Consider the following 24,398-nt stretch of genomic DNA (forward strand, 5'->3'; position numbering starts at 1 on the left):
GGCGTCAGGCCTCGCCTGCCGCTGCCGCGATGTCCCGCGCGGCCTGCGCGAACAGGGTCGCGGGCGGCACGTACAGCCCGCGGCCGAGCAGGCCCCGTTCCCCGGCGGCATCGATCATGGCGATCGCGGTCAGCGGCTCGCAACCCGCGGCGACGCGTGCGGCATCGAGGCCCACGGCCAGCCCTTGCGGCGCCAGGCCCGGATGCCGGCCCGCCAGCAGGATTCCGGACCGCTTGCGCCAGTCGGCCGGCAACCATGGCGCCAGCACGGTGGCGATCTCCGGCGCTCCGGTCAATGCCTGCCCGCCACAGCCCAACACATCGATGACCCCGCTGTCGCCGATTACCGGCGAGGCGGTGGCCGCGGCCGCCGATGCGTTCAGCGGCGGCCCGACCGGTGCGGCGGCAGCCGCGGTATGCCATCGATGCGGCTGGCCGGCCAGCCGGATGCCAGCCTGCTGCCCATTGCCGGCCAGCGCCACGACGAGGGTCGACGCCGCGTCGCGGCCGCCATCGGCGGCGCGTTCGAGCATCAGGTGGCAGGCCGCCATCCAGAGCGTCAGAAAAAACAGCGGCGTCTGGCGCAGCATCTGCGCCACCGCGTACGCGTCTGCTTCGCCGGTGGCGTCGGCCGCCACGTCGGGAAGGGTGTCCAGCGCCGGGATCAGCCGCTCGCACAGGGCCGCGTTGGCCACGACGGTACGCGCATGCAGATCGTCGCCACCGGCCAGTCCCGCCGCCGCCAGCGGCAGCAGGGGCAGCGGCCCGGCGGCTAGCACGGCGCTCAGCCGGCGCGCCAGCGGGCCATCGCGCCACGCCAGCCTGGGCAGGATCGCGGGATCCCGGCTGCCGAAGCGCAACTGCGGCCCCGCGCCGCTGCCCAGCAGCGACCACGCCCGGGCACGCGGGCAGTACGCGGCTGGAGCCGCGACGTCGGTGACCTCCACCAGCGCCGAGGAAGGCGAAATCAACGCGGCCAGCGGCGTGACGGCGCCGAAGTCCTGCGCCGGCCGCAACGCAATGCGCCCGGATGCAATCGCGCGCTCGGCCGCCATCGCATCGCTCGCCCAGCCCTCGTACAGGCAGCACAGCACGGCCGAAGCGAGCAGCGGTCCCGGCGGCCGGCACGGGTCCGTCAGCGGCGGGCCGGCGTGCAGCAGGGTGTGGTGCTCCAGACCGAGCGCCTCGCGCGCGGGTCTTACGGCCGTCCACGCGGGTTGTACCGAGACGAGCCGCGCCAGCACGCGCGCATTGGCGGCGCGGCGGTCCGCTTGATTGGCATCGATCGCGTCCATTGCCATTCTCATGCCGCCTCACATCCCCATATAGGCCTGGCGCACACGGGGATCGTCGGCCAGCACGCGCGTGTCGCCTGCAAGCGAGATGCGTCCGGTCTCGACCACGTTTGCATGGCGGGCCAGCTCGAACGCCGTCAGCACATCCTGCTCGACCAGCAGGATGGTCAGCCCCGCGCGGTTGATCTGCAGCAGCGCCTCGCCCAGGTTCTCGACCGCACGCGGGGCCAGCCCCAGCGACAGCTCGTCGATCATCAGCAGCTGCGGGCGCGACATGATGCCCCGGCCGATCGCGCACATCTGCTGCTCGCCGCCGGAGAGCGTGGTGGCATCCTGCTTCTGGCGCGTCTTCAGGATCGGAAACATGGTGAAGACGAAGTCGAGGTCTGCCTCGATGTCGGCGCGGCTGTCGCTGCGCAGATACGCGCCAAGCAGCAGGTTGTCGCGTATCGACAGGCCGCGGAACAGCCGCCGCCCTTCGGGCACATGCGCGACGCCGGCGCGCAGCATCGCGTCGGGACTGGCGCCGGTCATGTCCTTGCCGGCAAACGCGAGTCGCCCGCCCGAGGGCTTGACCATGCCGGAGATCGTCCGCAGCAGCGTGGACTTGCCGGCGCCGTTGGAGCCGACGATGCAGGTGATCTCGCCTGCCGGCACCTGCAGGTCGATGCCCCACAGCACCTGCACGTCGCCGTAGCCGGCGTGCAGCCCGGCAATCTCCAGCAGCGGCGTGTTGAGGGGCGCGGCGGCGCCGGCGGGCGCGGCACTGGTGCGAGCGCCCATGGCGGCGCTGGTTTGGACGTTCATCGGTGGACCTCCGTGGTGGTGTCCGCCGCCGGCGTCGCGGCTACGCCATGCGCCGCCTGGCGCGCGGCAAACTTGCTGCCCAGATAGGCCTCCACCACGCGCGCGTCGCGGATGACGGCCTGCGGCTCGCCCTGCGCGATCAGCTCGCCCTGATGCAGCACCAGGATCCGCTGGCTCAGGGACATCACGACCTTCATCAGATGTTCGATCAGCAGGATGGTCACGCCGCGCGCCGCGATCGCGCGCATCAGCGCCAGCGCCTGGTCGATCTCGGCGGTGTTCAGCCCCGCATTGACCTCGTCGAGCAGCAGCAGGCGCGGCCGCATCGCCAGGCTTTTGGCCAGTTCCAGCCGCTTGCGCGACGGCAGCGTCAGCGCGGTGGCCGGGCGCCGCGCCTCATGCGCGAGGCCGACGAACTCGAGATGGTCCATTGCGTCGCGCTCGGCCTGCGCCAGGCTCGCCGCGTGGCCCGCGAACAGCGCGCCGGCGCAGACGTTCTCGAGGACCGTCATCTGCGGAAACGGCTGCACGATCTGGAAGGTCCGCGCCAGGCCGCTGCGGGCCGCCTGCCACGGCCGCTGCGCGGTCACGTCCCGGCCGCGGAACACCACCGAGCCGCCGTCGGCGCGCACCACGCCGGTGATCAGATTGACCAGCGTGGTCTTGCCCGCGCCGTTCGGTCCGATCAGTCCGACGATCTCGCCTTCCTCCAGCGCGAAGCTGACCTCGCGGGTCGCATGCAACCCGCCGAAATGCTTGTCCAGTGCCTGGACCTCCAGCAGCCTGCCCATCAGCGCACCTCCGTCGCGGTGGCGCGGCCGGCGCGCGCCCAGGCGGCCGATCGGATGTGTGCCAGCCCGCGCCGATAGTCGATCTTCAGCAGGCCGCCCGGCAGGAAGAAGATCAGCAGCACGATCACCACGCCGAGGATCGCCTGGTGGTAGTCGAGAAAGCGCGCCCAGATGGTTTCCTCCATCAGCACGAAGGCGGTGGCGCCGACCAGCGGCCCGTACACTGTGCCAAGTCCTCCCAGCATCGCCATCACGGGCACCTTCAGCGTCAGCAGGATGCCGAACGCGTCGGTCGGCGCGATATACGAGACCCACGACGCGTAGATGGCGCCGACGGTGCCGCAATAGACGGCCGACAGCGTGTAGGCCGCGGTCTTGTAGCGGTTGGTGTCGATGCCAACCATATCGGCGGCCTCCTCGTTCTGGCTGATGCAGCGCAGGCCGAAGCCGAGCCGCGAGCGCTCGACCGCCAGCGTGGTGGCCCACGCGCACAGCATCACCGCCAGCATCGCGTACAGGAAGACACGGCCGGCGAAGTCCGGGCCGCCGTCGAGGATGCGGATATTGAGCCCGTCCCCGCCGCCGGTCACATCGACCCACAGCGAGGCGACCATGCGCAGCACCTCGACCAGCGTGATCGACCCGATCGCGAAGTAATGGCCCTTCATCCGCAGGATTGCGCCGCCAAGCAGCGCGGCGAACAGGCTGACGAACACGGTCGCGCCCAGCCAGGCGAGCACCATCGGCACGCCCGCGTTCTGCAGCAGGCCGCCGACATAGCTGCCCAGGCCGACAAAGGCCGCGGTGGAGAACGACGGATAGCCGGCATAGCCGCCGATGAAGTTCCACGACAGCGCCAGCGCGCCGTACATGCAGACGAACGTGGCGAGCCGCACGAAGTAGTTGTCGGCCAGGAACGGCATCGCGGCCAGCAACAGCACGCCGCCGGCGAACAGCAGATGCGCGCCGCGCGCGGGGAAGCGGGAACGGTTGGCGTTCATTGGTACCCTCGCTTGCCGATCAGCCCGGTGGGCCGCGTCATCAACAGCACCAGCATCAGCAGCGAGCCGACCAGGATCGCGCTCTGCGCCCCCAGGAAGTTGCCCGCCACACTCTCGATCAGCCCCAGTGCGAGGCCGCCGACCAGCGCGCCCGGCACCGTGCCGAGCCCGCCGATCACGCAGATCACGAAGGCCTTGCCGAGCAGCAGCCCGGTGATATTGGTGGTGATCGGGAACACCACCGACATCAGCACGCCGCAGGCGCCGGCCATCAGCGCGCCGATGCCGAACGTGATCGCGTAGACGCGGCCCACGCGAATGCCCATCAGCGTGGCGGCATCACGGTCCATCCGCACCGCGACGATCGCGCGGCCGATGCGCGAGCTGCGCAGCACCAGATAGAGCACGCCGGTCATCGCCAGCGCCAGCAGCATCGCCAGCAGCCGGTCGTTCGGCACGATCACGCCGTTCAGGTCCAGCCGCCCAAGGTCCAGCGAAATCCGGCGCGGCGTCGCGTCGAACCACACGTTCATCAGGTTGTAGAGGATCATGTCCAGGCCGAAGGTCAGCGTCAGCGTGGTCAGCACCGGCTGCGACACGACCCGGTTGACCAGCCCGTACTGCAGCAGGAAGCCGAGCAGGAACAATCCCACCGATACCACCAGCAGCATCACGAAGGGACTGACCTGCCAGTGCAGCCACGCGAAGTAGGCCAGATAGCCCCCCAGCACGATGAACGACCCGTGCAGCATGTTGATCACGTTCAGCACGCCCCAGACCAGCGAAAAGCCGACGGCGATGCAGGCGTACAGCGCGCCCAGCATCAGGCCGTTGACGACGATTTGTGCGTAGAGACTCATGGCGGTGGCTTCCGGCGGTCCGTGTCAGCGCACGGCGACGAGGTCGGCCTGCTTGACGGCTTGCGGATACAGCACCGCCACCTTGCCCGACTGGACCTGGATGATCGGCAGGTCGCGCCCGGCATTCATGCCATTGGGGCCGAACTTGACCGGGCCGTAGAACGTCATCGCATCGAGCGAGGCCAGCGCGTCGCGCACCTTGGCGCCCTGCGTGCTGCCCGCCTTCTCGATGGCCTTCTGCAGCGCGATCAGCGCCGCCGCCGCGGAGGCGTGCACATAGTCGGGGTCGTGCTTCTCGCGGGCGACGAACTCGTCGTAGAACGCCTTGGTCGAACCGAACACATCGTCCGCCTTGTATTGCGACGACGGATGCCACCAGGTCGCGCTGCTGACGTTGTTGGCGAGCGGGCCCAGCGCATCGATGAACTCGCGGTAGGCCGGACCGGTGATCATCGTGATGATCGGCGCGGTCGTGCCCAGATCGGCCATCTGCTTGCGCACCAGGATCAGGTCCTTGGTGTAGCCGGTGATATAGATCCACTCGGCGCCCGATGCCTTGATGCGCGACAGCGACGCGGAATGGTCGAGCGCTCCCACCGGGAAATATTCGTTGTGGACGACCTTGAGCCCGGCCTTCTCGGCATGTGCCTTCATGGTCGCGGCCATCGAGCGCGGAAACACGTCCTCGCGGCCGAGGATCGCGATCTTCTTGACCGTGGGCATCTGTGCGGTGAAGGTGCGGATCATCGAATCGACCAGGCCGCCGTTCGGTGCCAGCGTGCCGAACAGGTATTTGTAGCCCTGGTCGAACACCGACTCCGACGACGCGGCCGACGCCATGACGGGAATGCCATAGCGCTCGGCCACGCCCGCGACAACCTTGGTATGTCCGGAGCCGAAGGGCGCGGTCAGGAATTCGACCTTGTCCTGCGTGATCAGCTTCTCGGCCATCTGCTGCGCGCGCTTCTCGTCGGACTGGTAATCGTAGGTGATCAGCTCCACCTTGCGCCGGGTGCCGCCGACATTGATGCCGCCGGCCGCGTTGACCCGCTTGAGCCACATGTCATAGGCGACCTGCTGCTTCTTGCCTTCGTCGGCCAGGCCTCCGGTCAACGCTAGCGGCGCGCCGATACGGATGGTGGACTGGGCCTGGGCCAGCGCGGTGGCGCCCATCAGGAGCGCGGACAGCAGCGCGGTACGGATCAGCTTGGGAGTCATGGAATACCTCGTCACGGGACAGGTCTTGCGGAGCGAATCAGGGAAAGGGACGGCAAACTCAGCGGCGGCCGAACGACAGCCACTGCCGCAGGCGGGCCCACAGCGCGGGCCAGAACAGGACATTGAGGTCGAGCGGCGCGTTGGCAGGCGCGTTGGCTGGCGCACTGGCTGGCCCACTGGCTGGGGCCTGCCTCGACGGCGCAGGCGCCGTCTCGACAAAGGCAGGCGGCTCGGCCGCGGCGAAGGCGGCTACCGTTGGCGCCGCCGCAACGGTAACGGCCGGTCCGGCCTCGGCTTCGAGCTTGCGGCGCAGGTTGGCGGCAAAGGCCTCGGTCAGCCGGGCGGCCAGCTCGCGCACGATGCCGCCTCTCGAGAACTGCGCCAGGCTGCCGGCGATCGCATAGTCCACCGCGATGTCGACGCGCGTGGCGGGCCCGCCGGTCGCGTCCGCGAGGTCATGCAGCGAGAACGCGGCCTCGCCCTTGACGCGCGAGCCGCTCTTGCGGTCCGCGCCGGTGCCTGTCACCGCGCCACGGTAATCGGCATCGTCCAGGCGCATCTCGCCGTCGCCGGCGAAGACCGCGACGATGGGCCCGAGCTTGACGGTCATCGTCAGGGGCAACCGGCCGTCTCGTGGCGGCGCCGACAGCGACGCCCCGGGCAGGCAGGCGATCACGCCCTCGGTATCGCGGAAGCAGCGCCATACCGCGTCGCGCGCGAACGGCAGCAAGATCGTTTGTTGGAGTTCCATGCGGGGCTCAGCCTCCTGTGGGTCGCCTCGGTAGCGTGTCGTGTCGGTTCGCGCGGGTTCTGGTCAGGTCCGATTGACCGCGCCGGCGGTCTTGCGGGCATCGAGCACGCTGCGTATCGCCCGCACCAGGCCGACATAGCCGGTGCAGCGGCACAGGTTGCCGGCAAGCTCGTGACGGACGCGCGCATCGTCGGCATCCGGCAGCCGCAGCACGATGTCACGCGCAGTGGCCAGCATGCCCGGCGTGCAATATCCGCATTGCAGCGCGTGTTCGGCGCTGAAGGCTTCGCGCAGTTGCGCCATCACGGGGTCGGCATCGAAGTCCTCGATGGTGCGTACCTCGGCGCCGGTGCAGCTGACGGCCAGCACGGTGCACGAACGCGTCGGCACGCCGTCGACCTGCAACGTGCACGCGCCGCAGACGCCCTGCTCGCAGCCGAGATTGGTGCCTGTCAGGTTCAGGTGTTCGCGCAGGAAGTCGGCCAGGTGCGTGCGGGGCTCGATGGCGGCGCTGACACGCTCGCCGTTGACACACAGTTCGACAGGCATGGGGAGTGTCATGCGCCTTCTCCGGTAAAGACAGCCAGCGCCGCGGCGGCGCGCCGCAACGCCACCGCGTGGAGTTGGTATTCAAGCGTGCCGGGCTCGAGCCCGGCCTCGCACAGGTGGCGGTGCGCCAGCGCTTCGTCCCAGCGCTCGATCAGCGCGCCGGCGTCGGCGATCACGAACGGCGCGCCGTCGATGGCGCCGATCACCGCGCGACGCCTACCCTGTGCGCCGTCGTCGACGAAGGCGCAGATCGCCTCGGCGAATTCGCCCGGCTTGCGGTTGACCTTGTAGTAGCTCCAGCGCGCGCCGGGGCTCAAGCGCGCGATGCGGACCCCGAGCAGCACTTCGTCATCCGCCAGCGCCGTGGTGAATGCGCCGACCATCCAGTCGCGCTGCGCGATCTCGCGCTGGCCGCGCGGGCCCATCACGATGCAGGTGGCGTCGAGCAGCGCCATCACGTTGATCCAGTCGGCCGCCGGGTCGGCATGGGCCAGGCTGCCGCCCAGTGTGCCGCGGTTGCGCACGGCCCGATAAGCGATGCCGCGCGCGACGAAGGACATCAGGCCGCGGCTCGGATCGGGAATGCGCCCGTCCTCGATCTGCGCATGGGTGATGCCGGCGCCCAGTTGCACCGACGTGCCCGCGTCGAGGCATTCGCGCAGTGCCGCGATGCCGCCCAGATCGATCAGCTCGGCCGGCTGTGCCAGCCGCAGGTTCAGCATCGGGCCAAGCGACTGGCCACCGGCGACGGCCTTGGCAACGCCATTGCTGCCGGCGAGCGCGGCGAGCGCCGCTTCGACGGTGTCGGGCCGCCGATAGTCGAACGGCGCCGGCTTCATGCCGCCACCTGCGCAGGCGACGACGGCATCGGGCTGAAGTGGCCGGGGTGGCGGACATCCCTGGCACGCGCATTGGCGAGCGCGGCGAGGATCGCCCGCGGGCTTGCCGGCAGCTCGCGCAGTTCGGCGCCCAGCGGCCGCAACGCGTCATTGATGGCGTTGACGATCGCCGCGGGCGAGCCGATCGCACCGCTCTCGCCGATGCCCTTCTGGCCGAACTCGGTGTAGGGCGCTGGCGTTTCCATATGGTGGATGCGGATCGCAGGCACTTCGGTAGCGCCGGGCAGCAGGTAGTCGGCCAGCGTCGATGCCAGCGGCTGGCCGTCTTCGCTGTAGCGCATCTCCTCGTACAGCGCGGTGCCGATGCCCTGCGCCGCCCCGCCGTAGACCTGGCCGTCGACCACCATCGGATTGATCAGCACGCCGCCGTCCTCGACGATCGCGTAGTCGATCAGTTCGACCTTGCCGAGTTCGGTATCGACGGCGACCGCCACCGCATGGCACGCATAGCTGAAGGTGCCGGTATCGCGCGTTGCCTGGTAGGTGGTCATGACCTCCAGCCCCGAAGGATCGACATCGGCGGGCAACTTCTGCGGCTGCCGGTACCAGACGTGGGCGAGCTCGGCCAGCGGCACGCGGCCACCGCCGCCCACCACCGCCCCGTCCTCCCAGCGCGCCGCCGGCACAGGCAGGCCCAGCAGATGGGCGCCGATGTGCAGCAGCCGTGTTCGCAACTGCTTGCAGGCCTGGCCCACGGCCCCGCCGGCCATCACGATCGAGCGCGAGCCCCAGGTGCCGGTGGAGTACGGCGTGATCGCGGTATCGCCAAGCAGCACGCGCACCTGATCGGTGTCGACGCCGAGCACCTCGTGCGCGATCTGGGCCAGCGTCGTTTCCATACCTTGCCCGTGCGAATGCACGCCGGCGCGGATCTCCAGCACGCCGTCCGGCGTCAGCCGCACCACGGCCGGCTCGCGGCCAGGCACCATCGGAATGCCCCAGCCGTGATAGACCGAGGTGCCATGGGCGCCCTGCTCGCAGAACACCGCAAACCCGACGCCAATGCGGCGCCCGTCGGGCTCGCCGCGCTGCTGGCGCGCCCGCAGGCCAGGCAGATCGATGGCTGCCACGGCGCGTCGCACGCATTCGGGATAGTCGCCGCTGTCGAAGTGCTTGCCGGTGATGTTGTCGAACGGCATGCGCTCGGGCGGCACCAGATTGCGCAGCCGCACCTGATGGGGTTCCAGCCCCGCCTCGACCGCGATCGCGTCCATCACGCTCTCGATCGCGAAGCAGACGCCGGTGCGCGCCACGCCGCGGTATGGCAGGATCGGCGGCTTGTTGGTCGCCACCGACCAGGTGCGGCAGCGATAGCGCTCCATCATGTAGGGCCCCGGCAGGATGCTGCCGACCTGTGCGGCCTCCAGGCAGGCCGAGAAGGGGTACGACGAATAGCAGCCAGAATCCACCGTGGCCTCGCAGTCGACCGCCAGCAGGCGGCCATCGCGCTCGGCCCAGGCCTCGATGCGATAGGCGTGCTCGCGGCAGTTCGCGTTGGCCGTCAGCTGCTCGCGCCGATCCTCGATCCAGCGCACCGGCTGCTCGAGCCGCATCGCCAGCCACGCGACGCAGACTTCTTCGGGCAGCAGGATTCCCTTGTAGCCGAAGCCGCCGCCGACGTCCGGCGAGATCACGCGAACCTGCCCTTCGTCCAGGCCCAGACAGCCCGCCAGACCCGTGCGGTTGATATGCGGCATTTGCGCCGCGGTGACCACCACCAGCTGGGCCAGGCGCCGGTCCCACCACGCGACCACGCCACGGCCCTCCATCGGCGCCATGCTCTGGCGCGCGGTCCGCAGCGTGCGGATGACGTGAATCGGCGCGCTCGCGCGGATCGCGGCCAACGCGGCCTCGTTGTCGCCGTCCGTGCCGACCGCCGTCGAAAGAAACACGTTGTCGCCCCAGTGCTCGTGCACGAGCGGCGCGCCGACTTCGCGTGCGGCCAGCATGTCGACCACCGCCGGCAGCTCCTCGAAGTCGACGAAGACCTGCGCCGCAATGTCTTCGGCCAGGGCGCGGGTCGGGGCCACGCACATCGCAATCATCTCGCCGACCTGGCGCACCTTGCCGTCGGCGAGCACCGGCTGCGCCGACGACTTGAAGCCGGCGAGCCCCGAGTCGGCGACGATGGGCCGCACGCCGTCGAGGTCGGCCAGCGTGAATACCGCATCGGCCAGCCCTTCGGGCTTCTCGATGCCGCGGATGCGCGCATGCGCCAGCGGACTGCGCACGAAGGCGACATCGCGCATGCCGACCATGCGCAGGTTGGCGACATAGTCGCCGCGGCCGCGCAGGAAACGGTCGTCCTCCTTGCGGCGCAGCCGCGCGCCGATGCCGCCGGTCTTGCTGCCGTTGTTGCCGCCGTTCCTGCCGCGGTCGTTGTGCGCTGCCGGGGTCGTCATCGCGATCTCCCTAGGCGACCTGCGCCACCGGCAGGATGGGCGCGGCCGCGTCGAAGCGCTGCCCGGCGCGCAGGCAGAACACCGGTTCCAGCATCCGCTCGCCCACCACCTGGGTGCCCTCGTTGTCGGCAAGAACCCAGCGGCCGCGCAGGTCTTCCAGCACCGAGACGTTCGCCTCGGCGCCGACGCGCAGCGTGCCGGCGCCGTCCTTCAGGCCGGCCATGCTTGCCGCATTGACGGTGGCCATGCGCACCACATGGTCCAGTGGCAAACCGAGCGCGAGCATGCTGGTCATCGCCGACACCAGGCTGAAGCGGACGCGGCCGAGGAACATATGGTCCTGGTCCGGATGTTCCGCCGGCGTACCCGCTGGCGCCGGCACGTGCGTGTTGTAGCCATGCATGTCGGCGCCCAGCGTATCGGGCACGATGCCGGCTTCGAGCACGGTGCGGGCCATCCGGTAGCTGAAGTGCGAGCCGTGACCGACGTCGATCTTCAGTCCGCGCGCCGCCGCCTCGCGCGCCAGCGGGTGCACGGTGCCGTCGCGGTTTACGAAGCCGCCGGGATGGCGGCTGAACGGGTGCGCCAGCACATCGCCAGGCTTGAGCATGTCGACCACCTGCTCGAGGATCGTGTCGGGGTCGACATCGTGCTCGACGTGGCCAGGCATCGGCCACAACTGGCCGAAGTGGACATAGACCGGCAGCGCTGTCTGACGGCCAATCTCGGCGGACGCACGCATCACCTCGACGCCCCACCGCGCAAACCCGCCGAGCTCGGCATGGGCCTTGATGCCGCGCACCAGGTCGGCGTTGGCCAGCGCGGCCTTCACCGTGGCATCGACATCGACGCATTCGGGCCGATACAGCTCGGCGTAGTAATGGCCTTCGAGCCCACCGACCAGATAGGCCGACAGGAAGGCGTAGATGCGGCTGCTTGCCGGCTCGGCGACGTAGTGCCGAAACCCGGGCAGCGTCATGCAACTCGCGCCGCCCTGGTCGATCAACGTGGTGACTCCGGAATGCACGCCGCACATATCAGCGTTCAGGCCGAAGCGTCCGGTCACGTACTGGTACACGTGCGCGTGCGTGTCGATCAGGCCGGGCAGCACCAGCTTGCCGCGGCAGTCGACGACTTCGGCCGCATCGGCGTCGGCAGGCAAGGCCGCCGAGCCGTCGCCGACGGCGGCGATGCGGCCGTTGCGGATCCATACATCGCACACCGCGTCGATGCCGGCGTCCGGATCGATGACGCGGCCTTGCCGAAGAACGATGTCGCGATTGCTTTCAGTCATGCTGGCCTCATGGGGTGAAAACGCTGCCTGCAAAACGCAAGAACTTTGCCAGTGCATGCCGGCGGCGAGCTCGCCGTTGCTGCAAACCGTTGCCCGGCAAGGCTTTGCGGCTTTCCGAGGACCCAACGAGATACGGGGTATGCCACTTATCCGGGTCGATTCCGCATGCGCGACGCTGGTGCCGGCGCACCGCGAGCCGGCGTATACGAACCCAGCCGGCAGCGAGCCTGCCCCGTTTCTGTGCAATACGGGGCATGCCACCTAATCGGCGATAATGGCGGCAACCGCAGCCACGCTGGAACGGCTGCTGCCTGGCCAGGGGCCAACCGCCGGCGGCGAAATGCCGTCGATTGCCGACCACGACACCGCATGACGACGACCAAACGACCCATCGCCATCCAGACCGAGATCGACGCCGCCCGGCACCGCTCCACGCTGCTGGGGCGCCCCGGCTTCCTGATCCGGCGCCTGCATCAGATCCACTGCTCGCTGTTCCTCGAGGAGACCGAGGCGTTCGGCATCACGCCGGTCCAGTACAGCCTGTTGACGGCACTGGAGCAGCACGGCGAACTGGACCAGAACACCGTGGCCCTCGAGGTAGGCCTGGAGCGCACCACGGTGGCCGAAGTCATTCCTCGACTGGAGGCGCGCGGACTGCTGCAGCGGCGGCAAAGCGAAACCGACCGGCGCGTCAAGCTGGTCAAGCTGACCCGCAAGGGCAAGACACTGGTCAGGAAGATGGAGGCGGCGGTTCAGCGCGCGCACGATCGCACCGTCGACCATCTGCCGCCGGCCGACCGTGAACGGTTCCTGCTGTATCTGATCCGCCTGGTCGAGGCGACCAACGAGCACGGCAGCGTGCCGTATCGGCTGCCGCCAGCGGAGTGACGGCCTGCGGGGAAATGTGACGAGTGATACATTAGCGCCAGCCCGATTTCCGGCTTGTTGTTCCCGTCATTGCGCCAAACAACGTTCTTCCGCATGGAGCGCCGCATGAACCCGTCCCGTTTTGCCCTTCCGCGTCGTGTTCTTCCTCTCGCGCTGGCCGCCGCACTGTCGTGCGCGGCGCTCGCCGGCACGCCGGCCCACGCGCAGGGCGTACCGGCGCAGCAGCAGAATCAGGTGCCCGGCTATTACCGGATGATGCTCGGCGAGTTCGAGATCACCGCACTGTACGACGGCTATATCGATGTCGACCCCAAGCTGCTGCGCAACACCAGCGCGCGCGAGGTGCAAACCCTGCTGGCGCGCATGTTCGTGGAGTCGACTCCCGGCGTGCAGACCGCGGTCAATGGGTTTCTGATCCACACCGGCAAGAATCTGGTGCTGATCGACACCGGCGCCGGCGCCTGCTTCGGCCCCGCGCTGGGCAAGATCGTCGACAACGTTCGCGCCGCCGGCTACGACCCGATGCAGATCGACACCGTGCTGCTGACCCATCTGCATGGCGACCACGCCTGCGGCCTGGCGGTCGACGGCAAGCCGGCGTTCCCGACCGCGACGGTCCATGCGTCGCAGATGGACGCCGACTACTGGCTGTCGCAGGACGTCGCCGACAAGGCCCCGGCCGAGGCCCAGCCCTACTTCAAGATGGCGCGGGATGCGGTCGCCCCGTATCAGGCGGGCGGGCGCTTCCGCACCTTCAAGGCCGGCGACGAGGTCGTGCCGGGCATCGCCGCGGTGGCCGCCTACGGCCATACCCCCGGCCATACCGGCTATCTGTTGCGCTCCGAGAAGAACGGCAAGGCGCAGAGCCTGCTGGTGTGGGGCGACATCGTGCACAGCCATGCGGTGCAGTTCCGCCGGCCGGACGTGGCGATCGAATTCGACGTGGACAGCCGCGCCGCGGTACGCACGCGCAAGCGGCTGTTCAACGATGCCGCGCGCAACAAGCTGTGGGTCGCCGGCATGCATCTGCCCTTCCCCGGCATCGGGCACGTGCGGGCCGACGGCAACGGCTATACGTGGGTGCCGGTCGAGTTCGGGCCGATCCGCACGGATCGCTGATCCGGCTGGCTGAGCCGGCCGGTCATCGGGGTACGCGGCCCGCCAGATATCGCGCTGTTTTTGGCGCGGCTGTTGGCGCTGCTGTTGGCGCTGCTGTTGGCGCTTCTGTTCGCCCTGCTGTTCGGGCTGCTGCTCGCGCCAATCGTGGGGCTACGCATCGCGCGGCTGACCGCGCCGCTGGTCGCGCCGCATCATGGCATCGCACATCGCCTGCAACCGTGCCGCCATGTCCCGCGCCGGCGCCGACGGTTCCGGCCTGGCATGCAGGCTCAGCTCGACCGGCGGCACCGCGCCGATCAGCGCGGGCTCGTCGAGCACGCGATGCGCGCGCGTGACCACGCGGCGCGGCAGCAGGCTGATGCCCAGGCCGTCGGCCACCGCCGAGCTCAGGCTGGCAAGACTGGCGCTGACGAAGCCGATGCGCCAGCGCCGGCCGCTCGCCTCCAGCGCATGCGTCATCTCGCCGCGATACAGGGCGCCGCCGGGAAAGACGGCCAGCGGCACCGGCTCGCGCCCGAAGGCGGGACGCCGGCGGCTGTCGATCCAGCACAGCGGCTCGGGCCAGCTCGCCAACCCGGCGGCGCTGCCCTCGCGCTGCTTGATCAGCGCCAGATCGAAATCCCCCTCCTGGAAGCCTTGCCATAGCTCGTGGCTCAGGCCGCTGGTGACCTCGAGCCGCACGCCGGGCCACGCGTCCGCGAAATCGGCCAGCACCGGCGTCAGCGTCTGCGCCGCGAAGTCTTCCGGCACGCCGAGCCGGATCTCGCCCTGCACCGCGCTGTCGCGGATCTGCGCGACGGCCTCGCCCGACAGTTGCAGGATCCGCCGTGCATAGCCCAGCAGCCGTTCGCCCTCCGGGGTCGGCGTGACATAGCGCCCGCCGCGGTCGAGCAGCGCGCAGCCGCACTGTTCCTCGAGCCGGCGCAATTGCTGGCTGACGGTGGACTGGGTCAGATGGACGCGCTCGGCGGCGCGGGTGAAGCTGCCGCTGTCGGCCACGGCGACGAAGCTGCGCAGCAGTTGGGGATCGAGGATGTCGTTCAAGGGGTGTCGTTCGAGGCGGCCATTTGGGCAGGGATTCGCGCAGGTGTTCGGGCGGTTTTTCGGGGGGCCTTTGGGGGGCCTTTGAGCGGTCTTTTGCGCGCGTCTTTGCCCAGCTCGATTGCGCGGGTCTTGGCGCCGGGGCGCCGGCCCTTGCGCGGGCCTTTGCGCATCTATTTGATTCCTCCCTGCCGAGCATTCCATCATTTAATTTCCCAATTGCCAAGCGCGCGCGTACAGTCTGGTCCTCTACCCGCAGGCTCTTTTTCCGGGAGGCATCCCCATGTCCAACCACGAATCCCTGTTGCGCGAAGCCGTGCATCTGGCGCAGGCCAATCGCGCACGCGGCGGCCGGCCCTTCGGCGCCGTGCTGGCGCGCGACGGCCAGCTGATCGCGACCGGCGTCAACGGCATCGTCCACAGCCACGATCCGACCAGCCATGCCGAGATGGAGGCGATCCGCGCCGCCAGCCGGCGCCTGCAGAGCCCGGACCTGCGCGGCTGCGCGGTCTATGCCAGCGGCCATCCCTGCCCGATGTGCCTGGCCGCGCTGGTGATCAGCGGCGTGCAGGAGGTCTACTACGCGTTCGACAACAACGACGCCGCGCCCTATGGCCTGTCCAGCGAGGCCACCTACCAGGCGCTGCGGCTGACGCTCGATCCGCCGCCGCTGCCGCTGATCCGCCTCGATGTGGGTGTCACCGCCGATGCGGTCTATGGCCGTTGAGTTCCATGGCAGTTGAAGTCTCCACCGGCCGGCGCGGCCTCGGCGCGCCGGGCTGGGCGCTGGCGGCGATCGTGCTGGCCGGCCTGAACCTGCGTCCCTTCCTGACTGGCATCGGCCCGCTGGCGCCGGTCATCCGCAACAGCACCGGGCTGGATTACCGCGGCATGGCGTGGCTGACGCTGCTGCCGATGGTGCTGATCGGCGTCGGCGCCTGCCTCGCGCCGGCGATGCGCCGATGGCTCGGCGAGCGGCGCGCGGTGCTGCTCGCACTGGCGCTGGTCGGCATTGGTTCGCTGTTGCGGCTCGCCTGGCCCGGCGGCACGGCGCTGATCGCCACCGCCGCGCTGTGCGGCCTCGGGACGGCGGCCGCGCAGGCGGCGCTGCCCGCGATCGTCAAACGCCGGTTTCCGACGCGGATGGCGATGGTGATGGGCCTCTATTCGGCCGCGCTGATGGCGGGCGGCGCGCTTGGCGCGCAGCTGACGCCGTGGATCGCCGGCCTGAGCGGCAGCTGGCATGCGGGGCTTGCGGTGTGGGCGCTGCCGGCATGGGCCGGATGGCTGCTGGCGTGGCGGACGCTGCCGCGCGATGCGGCGGTCGAGCCAGCGATTCCTGCCGGCGACATCGCCGATGCCAGAGCCAACGCCAACGACGTCGTTGATGCCAGAGCCGAAGCCCACGCTGCCGACGTCGCCGATGCCAGGGCCAAAGCGAACGCCACCGACACCGTTGATGCCAGCGCCAAAGCCAACGCCGCTCACGTCGCCGATGCCAGGGCCAAAGCGAACGCCGCCCACACCGTTGATGCCAGTGCCAAAGCCAGCCGCCCCACCGCGATTCCGGTGCTGCGCCTGCTCAAGCGCCCACGCACCTGGCTGCTGATGGCCTCGTTCGGCGTGATGAACGGCGGCTATGCCTCCTTGATCGCGTGGCTCGCCGCCTATTACCAGGAGCGCGGCTGGAGCGGTCCGGCCTCGGGCGGCCTGATCGCGGTGATGTCGGTGGCGCAGGCCGTTGCCGCGCTGGCGCTGCCGACGCTGGCGGCCCGCAGCCCGGATCGCCGCGCATGGCTGGCGCTCGCGCTCGCCCTGCAGGCGATCGGCTTCGCCGGCCTGGCCGGATGGCCCGATCTCGCGCCGCCCGCATGGGCCATCATCGGCGGCGCCGGCCTCGGCGGCTGCTTCTCCCTCTACCTGGTGGTCGCGCTGGACCACCTGCCCCGCCCCGAAGACGCCGCCGCGCTCGGCGCGCTGATGCAGGGCGGCGGCTTCCTGCTGGCCGGCTGCGCCCCGTGGCTGGCGGCGGTGTTGCACGACGCAACCGGCAGCTTCGCCACCGCCTGGTGGTACCACCTCGCCGCGGTCGTGCTGGTGATGCTGGCCACCACGCGCTTCGATCCGCGCCGGTATCTGCTGGCGATGCCGAGCCGGGTCTGATGGCTGCCTGCGAAGGCGAAGGCTTCGGTCTTCGCCTTCGGCCACATCGGCGCTCCTTCTTCTCTTTCCGACGCCACCAGTTCGCCCGCATGGCCGCTGCAACGGGGCACACTGCACGACGATGCGTACCCGTTTCTGCGTACCGCAGCCGCGCTGCCGAAGCCGACCGTACCCGTTTCTGCGTAGGCCGGCCCGGACTTCCGATCAGGTCTTGATCCCCAGTTTTTCGATCAGCGCCTTGAAGGTAGCGTTGTCGCGCGCGATCACGCGCTTGAAGGCGGCTTCGTCCAGATAGCCTTCGCCCATGTTCTGCTTGGCCATCGTCTCGCGCAGCGCGGGGTCCTGCATGGTCTTGGCGATGGCGCTGCCCAGGCGGGCGACCACGTCCGGTGGCGTGCCCTTGGGCGCCGCGATGCCGCGCCAGCCGTGAATGACCAGATCGACGTTGCGCTCCTTCAGCGTCGGCACGTTCTCCCAGCCCGCCTTGATGCGCTGCTCCGACATCACCGCCAGCGGGCGGATCTTGCCGGCGGCCACATAGGTCGCGACTTCCACCGGCGTCACCGCCACCGCTTCGATATGTCCGCCGAGCAGGTCGAGCACCGCCGGATTCGCGCCGCGGAACGGCACATGGTTGAAGCGCACGCCGGCCTTGTCCTCCAGCGCGGCGGCGGACAGATGGCCGAGCGAGCCGGGACCGGCATTGCCCACGCGCATCGAATCGGGCTGCTTGCGGGCGGCGGCCAGGAACGCCTCGATGGTCGTGAAGGGCGAATCGGCGCGCACCGCGATGGTGGCCGGGTCCGCGTTCAGGCGCGCGACTGGCGTCATGTCGTCGGCGGTGAATTTGGCCAGACCCAGATGCGGGATCATCGTCAGCTCGACCGTGATCACCGCCAGCCGATAGCCGTCGGGCTTGGCGCTGACCAGATCAGCCCAGCCCACCGCGCCGCTGGCGCCCGACTTGTTCAGGATCACCAGGTTCTGCGGCAGATGCTTGCGCGCGGCCTCGGCGAAGGCGCGCGCAAGCACATCGGTGCCGCCGCCCGCCGCAAACGGCACGATCAGTTCGATCGGGCGCGACGGGTAGGCGCCGCCCTGGGCCAGCGCCGGGCAGGCCGCGGTGGCAGACATCGCAGCGAGCGCGCGCAGCACGGCGCGGCGTTGATGAAGCGGTTCATTCATGACGAAAACTCCGGGGTACGGTAAAGACTGGAGCGAGAGCAGGAGCGAGGAGAGAACCGGCGCAGGCCGCGCTCAATCGAGCCGGATGCCGGCGGCCTTGATCACGCCGGACCACAGCTTCTGCTCGCTGCGCGTGAAATCGCCGAACTCCGCGGCGGACATCGGCATCGGCTGGATGCCAAGCTCCTCGAGCTTGGCGCGCGTGCCCGGATGGCGCAGCGCGGCGACCAGTTCCTGGTTGAGCCGCGCGACGACCGGCTGCGGCAGCTTGGCCGGGCCGACAAAGCCCTGCCATGCATAGGCCTCGAAGCCCGCGAGTTCGGGCAGGCCGGATTCGGCCATGGTCGGCACGTCGGGCAGGATCGGCAGTCGCTGGGGCGTGGCCACGGCCAGCACGCGGATCTTGCCGGCGCGGATCATCGACAGGCTCGGCGGCAAGTCGACGAACATGGTCTGCACCTGGCCGGCCATCAGGTCCTGCAGCGCCGGCGACGAGCCCTTGTAGGGCACGTGCAGGATGTCGGTACGCGTACGCTGCTTGAACAGTTCCAGCGCGACATGCAGCGGCGAGCCGGGCCCCGACGACGCCGAAGAAATGCGCCCCGGCGACTTGCGCACCAGCGCGACGAACTCCTTCAGGTCTTTCGCCGGAAAGGACGGATGCACGGCCAGCACCAGCGGCATCCGGCCCAGTCCGCCGATGAAGGTGAAGTCCTTGCCCGCGTCATAGGTCAGGCTCGAATACATCGCCGGGTTGAAGGCCAGCGTGCCCGAGTCCGCGGTGCCGACCGTATAGCCGTCGGGCGCCGCTCGCGCGATGGCGGTGGCGCCGATGATGCTGGCCGCGCCGGGCCGGTTCTCGACCACCACGGGCTGGCCCAGGTCCTGCCCCATGCGCAGCGCCAGGTTGCGCGCGATCACGTCGGTGGTACCGCCCGGCGCATAGGGCACGATCCATTTGACGGGCTGGCTGGGGAAGGTCTGTGCGCCGGCCGGGGCCACGCAGGCAAACGTCGTGGCCAGTGACGTGGCAAGCGTCGTGGCGAGCGCGGCGAAGGCGCGGGCAATGCCGCGGGGGATGCGGGTCTTCATGGCGATGTCTCCTGTCTTGGCGGGAACTGCGGTGTTCCCTTGTCGTATGGCGATGCGGGTGTCCGCCCTGCGGCGGGGATCAAGCGGGTTCGGCGTTTGAGCAGTGTCGGGCGGCACTCGAGCGGCACTGGCGCGGCGCTTCAGCGCGGCGCCATCAGCCACTCATGCGCGGGGTCGTTGCGGAAGGCCCAGCGCCGTTCCGGCCCGGCCATCGTGTTCAGGTAATAGAGGTCGTAGCCGTACGGCGCCGTGCACGGGTGATAGCCGCGCGGCACGAGCACCGCATCGCGATGCTCGACCGCCATCGCCTCGTCGAGACTGCGGTCGTCGGTATAGACGCGCTGGAAGGCGAAGCCCTGCGAGGGATTGAGCTGGTGGTAATAGACCTCCTCCAACGCGGTTTCGGCCAGCGGGTCGCTCGCGTCGGCGCTGTCGTGCTTGTGCGGCGGATAGCTGGACGAATGCCCCCCGGGCGTGATCACCTCGACCACCAGCAGCGATTCGGCGGCCTCGGTCTCGGGCAGGATGTCGCAGACATGGCGGGTGTTGGCGCCTTGACCGCGGACGCTGCGCCGCATCTGCGCGGGCTCGATCACGCGGCATGGCAGGCGGCCCTCGGCCGGTGCGGTACTGAACGCGATCTCCGCCGCATCGCGCGCGATGACTTGCACGTCGCGGCCCGGCGGCACATAGACGGCATACGGGGACTGTTCTTCGAAGACCGACCGGCGGCTGCCCAGCGCGCTGAACCGCTGCGTGCCGACCACCACGTCGAGCTGCCCCGACAACACCGTGATGCACAGCTCGCGCGCGCCGGTGGACAACGCTTCGGCCTCGCCGGCGTCGAGCCGGATTGCACGAAAGCCGATATAGCGCCAGCCGGCCGACTGCGGCGTGATGTCGACGATATGGCGGCCCGGCTGGGCCTTGACCAGCAGGCTGCCGGTGTTGCGCATCGACCTCGGATTCATGCTGCCTCCCGTGTGGTGCTGTCGCCCGTGGGCGCGGGCCGGGTGCTGCGCCAGCCTGCAATGAGCCGGCGGAAGTTGGCGGCGACCCTTGCCTGGAAGGCGTCGTCGTCCAGTTCGCGGCGCAGCCACGCAAGACTCGCCTCGGCCCATACCGAGCGGCCGATCATGAAGCCCTTGACCAGCGGCGAGCTGGCTTGCGCGAAGCCATCGAGCAGTTGCTCGAGCGGCTGGTTCAGGCCAAGAATCACCGCCCCGCGGCACCAGGGGTCGCGCTCCTGCACGAGCCGGTCCAGCGCCTGCCATTGCGCTGCCGACATCGCGCCGACCTTCCACCATTCCGGCTTCAGGCCGATGTCGTAGAAGTGGCGGATCGCGCGGACCACCGCTTCGCCCCGGTCATCCGGTGCCAGCGTGTCCTTGGGCGGAATGACCTCGAGCAGCAGCTCGTGGCCGCTGTGGCGGGTCGCTTCCCATACGGCCTGCAGGTAGTCGTCCTGCTCCGCGCGCAGCGCGGCCGGATCGTCCGGGTGATAGAACACCAGGCACTTGACGACCTGCTCGCGCGGCCAGTGCGCCAGCTCGGAAGCGAGCGAGCGCGTGCCGTCGAAGCGCAACGGCCGCGAACCGGGCAGCTCGATCGGGCGGCCCACCCACCAGCCCCGACCGGTGGCCTGATGCAGCGCCGATTCGCCCAGCCGGCCGTCGATCAGCACGCCGATCTTGCCGCCGCAGCCCGGATCGCATTCGACCTCGGCCACCACTTCGTTGATCAGCCGCTTGAGCCGCGGGATCTCGGCCACGTTGGCGCCTGCCGCGCGCGCCAGCTCCTCGAATTGCGAGCGATGGTCGTAGGCCAGCACGTACAGCTCGGGCCACGGTTGGCGCGGCGCCGACACGCGATGCAGATGGGCCAGCGTCGGATCGCGGTCCGGCCGCGGATGCCGATGGCCGGAGAACCAGTGCGCCAGCTCGGCGGGCGTAGGCATCGCCGGCGCGCAGCCGTGCCGCGACACCACGATGGCGCCGCACGCATTGGCGATGGCAGCGGATTCGCGCCAGTCCTTGCCGCACAGCAGGCCGGCGAGCAGGCCCGAGGCGAAGGCATCGCCGGCGCCGAGCACGTTGAGCACCTCGACCCGCTCGCCCAGCACCGTCAGCGCATCGTCCAGCGTCGGCGGAATCTCGCCGGTGACGATCGTGCAGCCGAGCGGTCCGCGCTTGACCACCAGGGTGGCCTGCGTGCAGGCGCGCACCTGGCGCAGGCTGGCCATCAGGTCGCCTTCGACGCCGCCGGCGATCAGCCATTCCTCCTCGGTGCCGATGATCAGTTCGAACGCGCCGAGCTGCGCCTGCAGGTGGCGGCTGACCTCGGCATTGCCGATATAGCGCGTCTCGCCGTCGCCCTTGCCGGTCAGGCCCCACAGCACCGGGCGGTAGTCGATGTCCAGCACGCGCACCACGCCGTGGCGCCCGGCGATCTCGAGGGCGCGCCGCGAGGCGGCCAGCACGCCGGGCGTGCTCAGATGCGTGCCGGTGATGACCAGGCTGCGGCAGCGGGCCAGAAAGGCGGCGTCGATGGCCTCGGCATCCAGCGCCATGTCGGCGCAGTTCTCCCGCGCGAACAGCAGCGGGAAGGTGTCCTGGTCCTTGATGCCCAGGAGTACCATGCCGGTCAGCCGCGCGGCGTCGATCTGCACCCGGCTGACGTCGCAGCCCTCGCGGCGCAGCGTGTCGAGCAGGAAGCGCCCGTTCTGCTCGTTGCCGACGCGCGAAATCATCGCCGAGCGCAAGCCGAGCCGCGCGGTGCCGAAGGCGATATTGGCCGACGAGCCGCCCAGGTATTTGGCGAAGGTGCTGGCCGCCTCGAGGCTGCAGCCGATCTGCTGCGCATAGAGATCGACCGCCAGCCGGCCAAGGCAGGCCACATCGAAATCGCGCTGATCGGGAAATGGGAGGGTGCGCATGGAGGTGCTGTCTCTGTCTGCTGTCTTGTCTTGTCTTGGTCGCTGCCGTGGATCGGGACCGAGCGGCTGCGCCAGCGATGGAAGCGATGATAGCGCGAGAATAGAAAATTTGTTCTGTTTTTTGTTGTGTGAGAAAATAAATTCCAATTCAATGCCTGTCTCTCCACATGCGGCCTGCACGATGCTGCCGCCGGAGAGGCAGCGCGGCGGCACCGAACACCGATGAGCGAATCCCTTCCCTACGCAGACGCCGATCAATTCCTGGCCGCCGTGCGCGCCGGCTTCCCACAACTGAGCAGGCAGCTCAAGGCGATCGCGCAGTACGTCGAGAGCCATCGCGAGCAGCTGGTGCTCGACGGCGTCAACGAGTCGGCCCGCCATTGCGGCGTGCAGCCTTCGGCCATGGTCCGCTTCGCCAAGCATTTCGGACTGTCGGGGTATTCGCAGATGCAGGCGCTGTTCCGCGCCGCGGCGGCCCGGCAGCTGGCGCCCAATCGGGACTATCGCGACCGGCTGCGCGCGCTGATCGGCAGCAAGGGCGGTCCGCTGGCGCCGGCGGACATCGCGCACGAGGTCATCGCGGGCAGCCTCGACAGCCTCGAGGCCCTGCAGCGCGAGGTCGACGGCGAACGCTTCGGCCAGGCCGTCGAGATGCTGGTCGAGGCGCCGTCGATCTGGCTGGTGGCATCGCGACGGGCTTTCCCGGTGGGCGCCTACCTCGCCTACGCGCTGCAGCACACCAGCAAGCCGATCCAGTGGCTCAATGGCCTTGGGCATATGCAGCAGGGCCAGCTGCGCGCCATCCAGCCGGGCGACGTGATGATCGCGGTCTCGTTCGCGCCCTATGCCGAGGAAACGCTGGCGTGCGTCCGGACCGCCGCCGCGCAGGGCGCGCGCATCGTCGCACTGAGCGACAGCGCGCTCGGCCCGCTGGCCGAACACGCCAGCGTGCTGCTGCAGGTCCAGGACGGCGCGACCTTCGGCTTCCGCTCGCTGACCAGCACGCTGTGCCTGGCGCAATCGCTGTTCCTCGCGGTCGCCTACCGGCTCGAGATCGAGTACACCAGCACGGCGCACTGACGCGCCCACGGCGGGTTCCCCGGCTGATTGGCTGATTCCCTGGCCGATTCAACGGCCGACTTACTGGCTGTTCCCTGGCCTGTTCGCTGACCTGTTCGCTGGCCGATTTGCTCGCCGATTCGCTGGCCAATTCGCAGGCTCGGCGTGCCGATCGGCATGCCGCCCTGCCCGCATTCATTTCCGATGTAACGCCACATTACGCACGCGCAACGCGGCGCGGCGATTCCACACGCGTTCATCCTGGCGAAAAAGCCTTGCCGCGCAAGGAGATACGCCAATCGACGCCGTCGCTCGACGCGGCCGCGGCGACGCGATGGCGCTGTGAGAGTGCCTTACAAGTGCAACGGCCGCCGCAGCGGGGGCACCGCTACATTGCAGCCATGTTCAACGCGCCCCGCCAAGGAGCCCACAGATGAAACGAACCCTCTCCATCCTCGTGCTGCTGTCCGCCACCGCCGCCATGCTGTCCGCCTGCATCGTCGTGCCGCATGGACATGGGCACGGGCATCACCATCGCCATCACCGCTATTGATGGAATTGCGGCCGCGCCAACGGCCCCGAACCGCATCGCAGTGCATCACCGCAACGCCCAGCTTGTTACCCGGACCAGGAGTACCTCATGACCCGCCCTCTGATTCTCGCGCTCGCCACCCTCGCCGCCGGCTCGGCCTTCGGCCTCGTGTCGCCGGCCCAGGCGCATGACGGCCATCGCTACGATCGCGACCATGGCTATCGCCGTGACGCGCCGCCACCGCCGCGCTACGAAGCGCCACGGGCCGCACGCCGGGGACAGGTTTGGGTGCCGGGCTACTGGCGTGCCGCCGGTCCGCGCTATGTATGGCAACCGGGCCATTGGGAACGCGCCCGCCCCGGCTACCGCTATGTGCCCGAGCGCTGGGTGCGCGGGCCGCACGGCTGGGTGATGCGGCCGGGACACTGGGTGCGATAAACCCGCCCGCTGTCTCGCTGGAACGAGAGAAGCGCCCCCATCCACTCTCTTTGTTTGAGCCCCGCAGGGCCGGCCATTGC

22 protein-coding genes are annotated in these 24,398 nt (G+C 69.5%); 6 read left to right on the forward strand and 16 right to left on the reverse strand.

The features are described from left to right. Positions 1-4: 4 nt before the first annotated feature. From K7G19_RS08855 to K7G19_RS08905, 11 genes are all read right to left on the reverse strand, one after another. A complete protein-coding gene (locus K7G19_RS08855; protein ID WP_226106871.1) occupies positions 5-1,294 on the reverse strand; it encodes a DUF1116 domain-containing protein in 1,290 nt (429 codons plus the stop codon). 18 nt (positions 1,295-1,312) lie between these two features. Beyond that, the gene (locus K7G19_RS08860) at positions 1,313-2,101 is read right to left on the reverse strand and encodes an ABC transporter ATP-binding protein (protein ID WP_226106872.1); all 789 of its coding nucleotides are present in this window, start codon (positions 2,099-2,101) and stop codon (positions 1,313-1,315) included. Continuing rightward, positions 2,098-2,892: an ABC transporter ATP-binding protein gene (locus K7G19_RS08865; RefSeq protein ID WP_226106873.1), complete on the reverse strand. Its 795-nt coding sequence runs from the start codon at positions 2,890-2,892 to the stop codon at positions 2,098-2,100. Before K7G19_RS08865 ends, K7G19_RS08860 begins: the two co-directional genes overlap by 4 nt. Then, a complete protein-coding gene (locus K7G19_RS08870) occupies positions 2,892-3,893 on the reverse strand; it encodes a branched-chain amino acid ABC transporter permease (RefSeq protein WP_226106875.1) in 1,002 nt (333 codons plus the stop codon). Before K7G19_RS08870 ends, K7G19_RS08865 begins: the two co-directional genes overlap by 1 nt. After that, positions 3,890-4,753: a branched-chain amino acid ABC transporter permease gene (locus K7G19_RS08875; RefSeq protein ID WP_150084733.1), complete on the reverse strand. Its 864-nt coding sequence runs from the start codon at positions 4,751-4,753 to the stop codon at positions 3,890-3,892. Before K7G19_RS08875 ends, K7G19_RS08870 begins: the two co-directional genes overlap by 4 nt. Positions 4,754-4,777: 24 nt before the next feature. Beyond that, positions 4,778-5,971 carry an amino acid ABC transporter substrate-binding protein gene (locus tag K7G19_RS08880; RefSeq protein WP_150084732.1) on the reverse strand — a complete coding sequence of 398 codons (1,194 nt, stop codon included), beginning with the start codon at positions 5,969-5,971 and terminating at the stop codon, positions 4,778-4,780. Between the two features lie 58 nt (positions 5,972-6,029). Next, positions 6,030-6,722: an SRPBCC family protein gene (locus tag K7G19_RS08885; protein ID WP_226106877.1), complete on the reverse strand. Its 693-nt coding sequence runs from the start codon at positions 6,720-6,722 to the stop codon at positions 6,030-6,032. Positions 6,723-6,785: 63 nt separating this feature from the next. After that, entirely contained in the window at positions 6,786-7,283 is a 498-nt protein-coding gene (locus K7G19_RS08890; protein WP_150084730.1) for a (2Fe-2S)-binding protein, read from the reverse strand. Next, complete coding sequence (locus tag K7G19_RS08895; RefSeq protein ID WP_226106879.1) at positions 7,280-8,110, reverse strand: xanthine dehydrogenase family protein subunit M; 831 nt, start codon at positions 8,108-8,110, stop codon at positions 7,280-7,282. Before K7G19_RS08895 ends, K7G19_RS08890 begins: the two co-directional genes overlap by 4 nt. Then, positions 8,107-10,572, reverse strand: coding sequence for a xanthine dehydrogenase family protein molybdopterin-binding subunit (locus K7G19_RS08900; RefSeq protein ID WP_226106882.1), 2,466 nt, complete (start codon positions 10,570-10,572; stop codon positions 8,107-8,109). The genes K7G19_RS08895 and K7G19_RS08900 overlap by 4 nt, the downstream gene beginning before the upstream one ends. Positions 10,573-10,582: 10 nt before the next feature. Next, positions 10,583-11,866 (reverse strand): amidohydrolase/deacetylase family metallohydrolase, encoded by a 1,284-nt coding sequence (locus tag K7G19_RS08905; RefSeq protein ID WP_226106884.1) that lies wholly within the window; start codon positions 11,864-11,866, stop codon positions 10,583-10,585. Positions 11,867-12,235: 369 nt separating this feature from the next. Between K7G19_RS08905 and K7G19_RS08910 the strand changes: the two genes are divergently transcribed. Then, positions 12,236-12,754 (forward strand): MarR family winged helix-turn-helix transcriptional regulator, encoded by a 519-nt coding sequence (locus K7G19_RS08910; protein WP_226106886.1) that lies wholly within the window; start codon positions 12,236-12,238, stop codon positions 12,752-12,754. Positions 12,755-12,859: 105 nt separating this feature from the next. Further along, complete coding sequence (locus tag K7G19_RS08915) at positions 12,860-13,873, forward strand: MBL fold metallo-hydrolase (RefSeq protein WP_226106888.1); 1,014 nt, start codon at positions 12,860-12,862, stop codon at positions 13,871-13,873. 150 nt (positions 13,874-14,023) lie between these two features. Here the strand turns inward: K7G19_RS08915 and K7G19_RS08920 are convergent, their stop codons facing one another. Continuing rightward, positions 14,024-14,908: a LysR family transcriptional regulator gene (locus K7G19_RS08920; RefSeq protein ID WP_370639524.1), complete on the reverse strand. Its 885-nt coding sequence runs from the start codon at positions 14,906-14,908 to the stop codon at positions 14,024-14,026. A gap of 289 nt (positions 14,909-15,197) precedes the next feature. On the opposite strand from K7G19_RS08920, the gene K7G19_RS08925 reads away from it, so the two are divergent. Together K7G19_RS08925 and K7G19_RS08930 are read left to right on the forward strand one after the other, a co-directional pair. Continuing rightward, the gene (locus tag K7G19_RS08925) at positions 15,198-15,641 is read left to right on the forward strand and encodes a nucleoside deaminase (protein WP_149318553.1); all 444 of its coding nucleotides are present in this window, start codon (positions 15,198-15,200) and stop codon (positions 15,639-15,641) included. 5 nt (positions 15,642-15,646) lie between these two features. Further along, positions 15,647-17,077 (forward strand): MFS transporter, encoded by a 1,431-nt coding sequence (locus K7G19_RS08930; protein WP_226106892.1) that lies wholly within the window; start codon positions 15,647-15,649, stop codon positions 17,075-17,077. Positions 17,078-17,281: 204 nt separating this feature from the next. On the opposite strand, the gene K7G19_RS08935 is transcribed toward K7G19_RS08930, so the two are convergent. From K7G19_RS08935 to iolC, 4 genes are all read right to left on the reverse strand, one after another. Next, complete coding sequence (locus K7G19_RS08935) at positions 17,282-18,262, reverse strand: tripartite tricarboxylate transporter substrate binding protein (RefSeq protein ID WP_150084723.1); 981 nt, start codon at positions 18,260-18,262, stop codon at positions 17,282-17,284. Between the two features lie 72 nt (positions 18,263-18,334). After that, positions 18,335-19,354: a tripartite tricarboxylate transporter substrate binding protein gene (locus K7G19_RS08940; protein WP_149318555.1), complete on the reverse strand. Its 1,020-nt coding sequence runs from the start codon at positions 19,352-19,354 to the stop codon at positions 18,335-18,337. A gap of 140 nt (positions 19,355-19,494) precedes the next feature. Continuing rightward, positions 19,495-20,325, reverse strand: a complete 831-nt coding sequence (iolB, locus tag K7G19_RS08945) for a 5-deoxy-glucuronate isomerase (RefSeq protein ID WP_226106894.1) — start codon at positions 20,323-20,325, stop codon at positions 19,495-19,497. Then, positions 20,322-22,289 (reverse strand): 5-dehydro-2-deoxygluconokinase, encoded by a 1,968-nt coding sequence (iolC, locus tag K7G19_RS08950; RefSeq protein WP_226106896.1) that lies wholly within the window; start codon positions 22,287-22,289, stop codon positions 20,322-20,324. Before iolC ends, iolB begins: the two co-directional genes overlap by 4 nt. Before the next feature lie 222 nt (positions 22,290-22,511). Between iolC and K7G19_RS08955 the strand changes: the two genes are divergently transcribed. Beyond that, positions 22,512-23,369 (forward strand): MurR/RpiR family transcriptional regulator, encoded by an 858-nt coding sequence (locus tag K7G19_RS08955; RefSeq protein ID WP_226106898.1) that lies wholly within the window; start codon positions 22,512-22,514, stop codon positions 23,367-23,369. A 619-nt stretch (positions 23,370-23,988) separates the two neighbouring features. After that, positions 23,989-24,318 carry a YXWGXW repeat-containing protein gene (locus tag K7G19_RS08960; RefSeq protein WP_150084720.1) on the forward strand — a complete coding sequence of 110 codons (330 nt, stop codon included), beginning with the start codon at positions 23,989-23,991 and terminating at the stop codon, positions 24,316-24,318. Positions 24,319-24,398 lie beyond the last annotated feature (80 nt).

Source organism: Cupriavidus sp. DB3 (genome assembly GCF_020418465.1).
Taxonomy (GTDB): Bacteria; Pseudomonadota; Gammaproteobacteria; order Burkholderiales; family Burkholderiaceae; genus Cupriavidus; species Cupriavidus cauae.

Excerpts from the sequence above, each read along its gene's own strand:
- K7G19_RS08940 (WP_149318555.1), bottom strand. The coding sequence starts at position 19,354 with ATGAAGACCCGCATCCCCCGCGGCATTGCCCGCGCCTTCGCCGCGCTC.
- iolB (WP_226106894.1), bottom strand. The coding sequence starts at position 20,325 with ATGAATCCGAGGTCGATGCGCAACACCGGCAGCCTGCTGGTCAAGGCC.
- K7G19_RS08855 (WP_226106871.1), bottom strand. The coding sequence starts at position 1,294 with ATGGACGCGATCGATGCCAATCAAGCGGACCGCCGCGCCGCCAATGCG.
- iolC (WP_226106896.1), bottom strand. The coding sequence starts at position 22,289 with ATGCGCACCCTCCCATTTCCCGATCAGCGCGATTTCGATGTGGCCTGC.
- K7G19_RS08870 (WP_226106875.1), bottom strand. The coding sequence starts at position 3,893 with ATGAACGCCAACCGTTCCCGCTTCCCCGCGCGCGGCGCGCATCTGCTG.
- K7G19_RS08860 (WP_226106872.1), bottom strand. The coding sequence starts at position 2,101 with ATGAACGTCCAAACCAGCGCCGCCATGGGCGCTCGCACCAGTGCCGCG.
- K7G19_RS08915 (WP_226106888.1), top strand. The coding sequence starts at position 12,860 with ATGAACCCGTCCCGTTTTGCCCTTCCGCGTCGTGTTCTTCCTCTCGCG.
- K7G19_RS08875 (WP_150084733.1), bottom strand. The coding sequence starts at position 4,753 with ATGAGTCTCTACGCACAAATCGTCGTCAACGGCCTGATGCTGGGCGCG.
- K7G19_RS08925 (WP_149318553.1), top strand. The coding sequence starts at position 15,198 with ATGTCCAACCACGAATCCCTGTTGCGCGAAGCCGTGCATCTGGCGCAG.
- K7G19_RS08890 (WP_150084730.1), bottom strand. The coding sequence starts at position 7,283 with ATGACACTCCCCATGCCTGTCGAACTGTGTGTCAACGGCGAGCGTGTC.
- K7G19_RS08955 (WP_226106898.1), top strand. The coding sequence starts at position 22,512 with ATGAGCGAATCCCTTCCCTACGCAGACGCCGATCAATTCCTGGCCGCC.
- K7G19_RS08880 (WP_150084732.1), bottom strand. The coding sequence starts at position 5,971 with ATGACTCCCAAGCTGATCCGTACCGCGCTGCTGTCCGCGCTCCTGATG.
- K7G19_RS08900 (WP_226106882.1), bottom strand. The coding sequence starts at position 10,572 with ATGACGACCCCGGCAGCGCACAACGACCGCGGCAGGAACGGCGGCAAC.
- K7G19_RS08905 (WP_226106884.1), bottom strand. The coding sequence starts at position 11,866 with ATGACTGAAAGCAATCGCGACATCGTTCTTCGGCAAGGCCGCGTCATC.
- K7G19_RS08930 (WP_226106892.1), top strand. The coding sequence starts at position 15,647 with ATGGCAGTTGAAGTCTCCACCGGCCGGCGCGGCCTCGGCGCGCCGGGC.
- K7G19_RS08865 (WP_226106873.1), bottom strand. The coding sequence starts at position 2,892 with ATGGGCAGGCTGCTGGAGGTCCAGGCACTGGACAAGCATTTCGGCGGG.
- K7G19_RS08960 (WP_150084720.1), top strand. The coding sequence starts at position 23,989 with ATGACCCGCCCTCTGATTCTCGCGCTCGCCACCCTCGCCGCCGGCTCG.
- K7G19_RS08910 (WP_226106886.1), top strand. The coding sequence starts at position 12,236 with ATGACGACGACCAAACGACCCATCGCCATCCAGACCGAGATCGACGCC.
- K7G19_RS08885 (WP_226106877.1), bottom strand. The coding sequence starts at position 6,722 with ATGGAACTCCAACAAACGATCTTGCTGCCGTTCGCGCGCGACGCGGTA.
- K7G19_RS08895 (WP_226106879.1), bottom strand. The coding sequence starts at position 8,110 with ATGAAGCCGGCGCCGTTCGACTATCGGCGGCCCGACACCGTCGAAGCG.
- K7G19_RS08935 (WP_150084723.1), bottom strand. The coding sequence starts at position 18,262 with ATGAATGAACCGCTTCATCAACGCCGCGCCGTGCTGCGCGCGCTCGCT.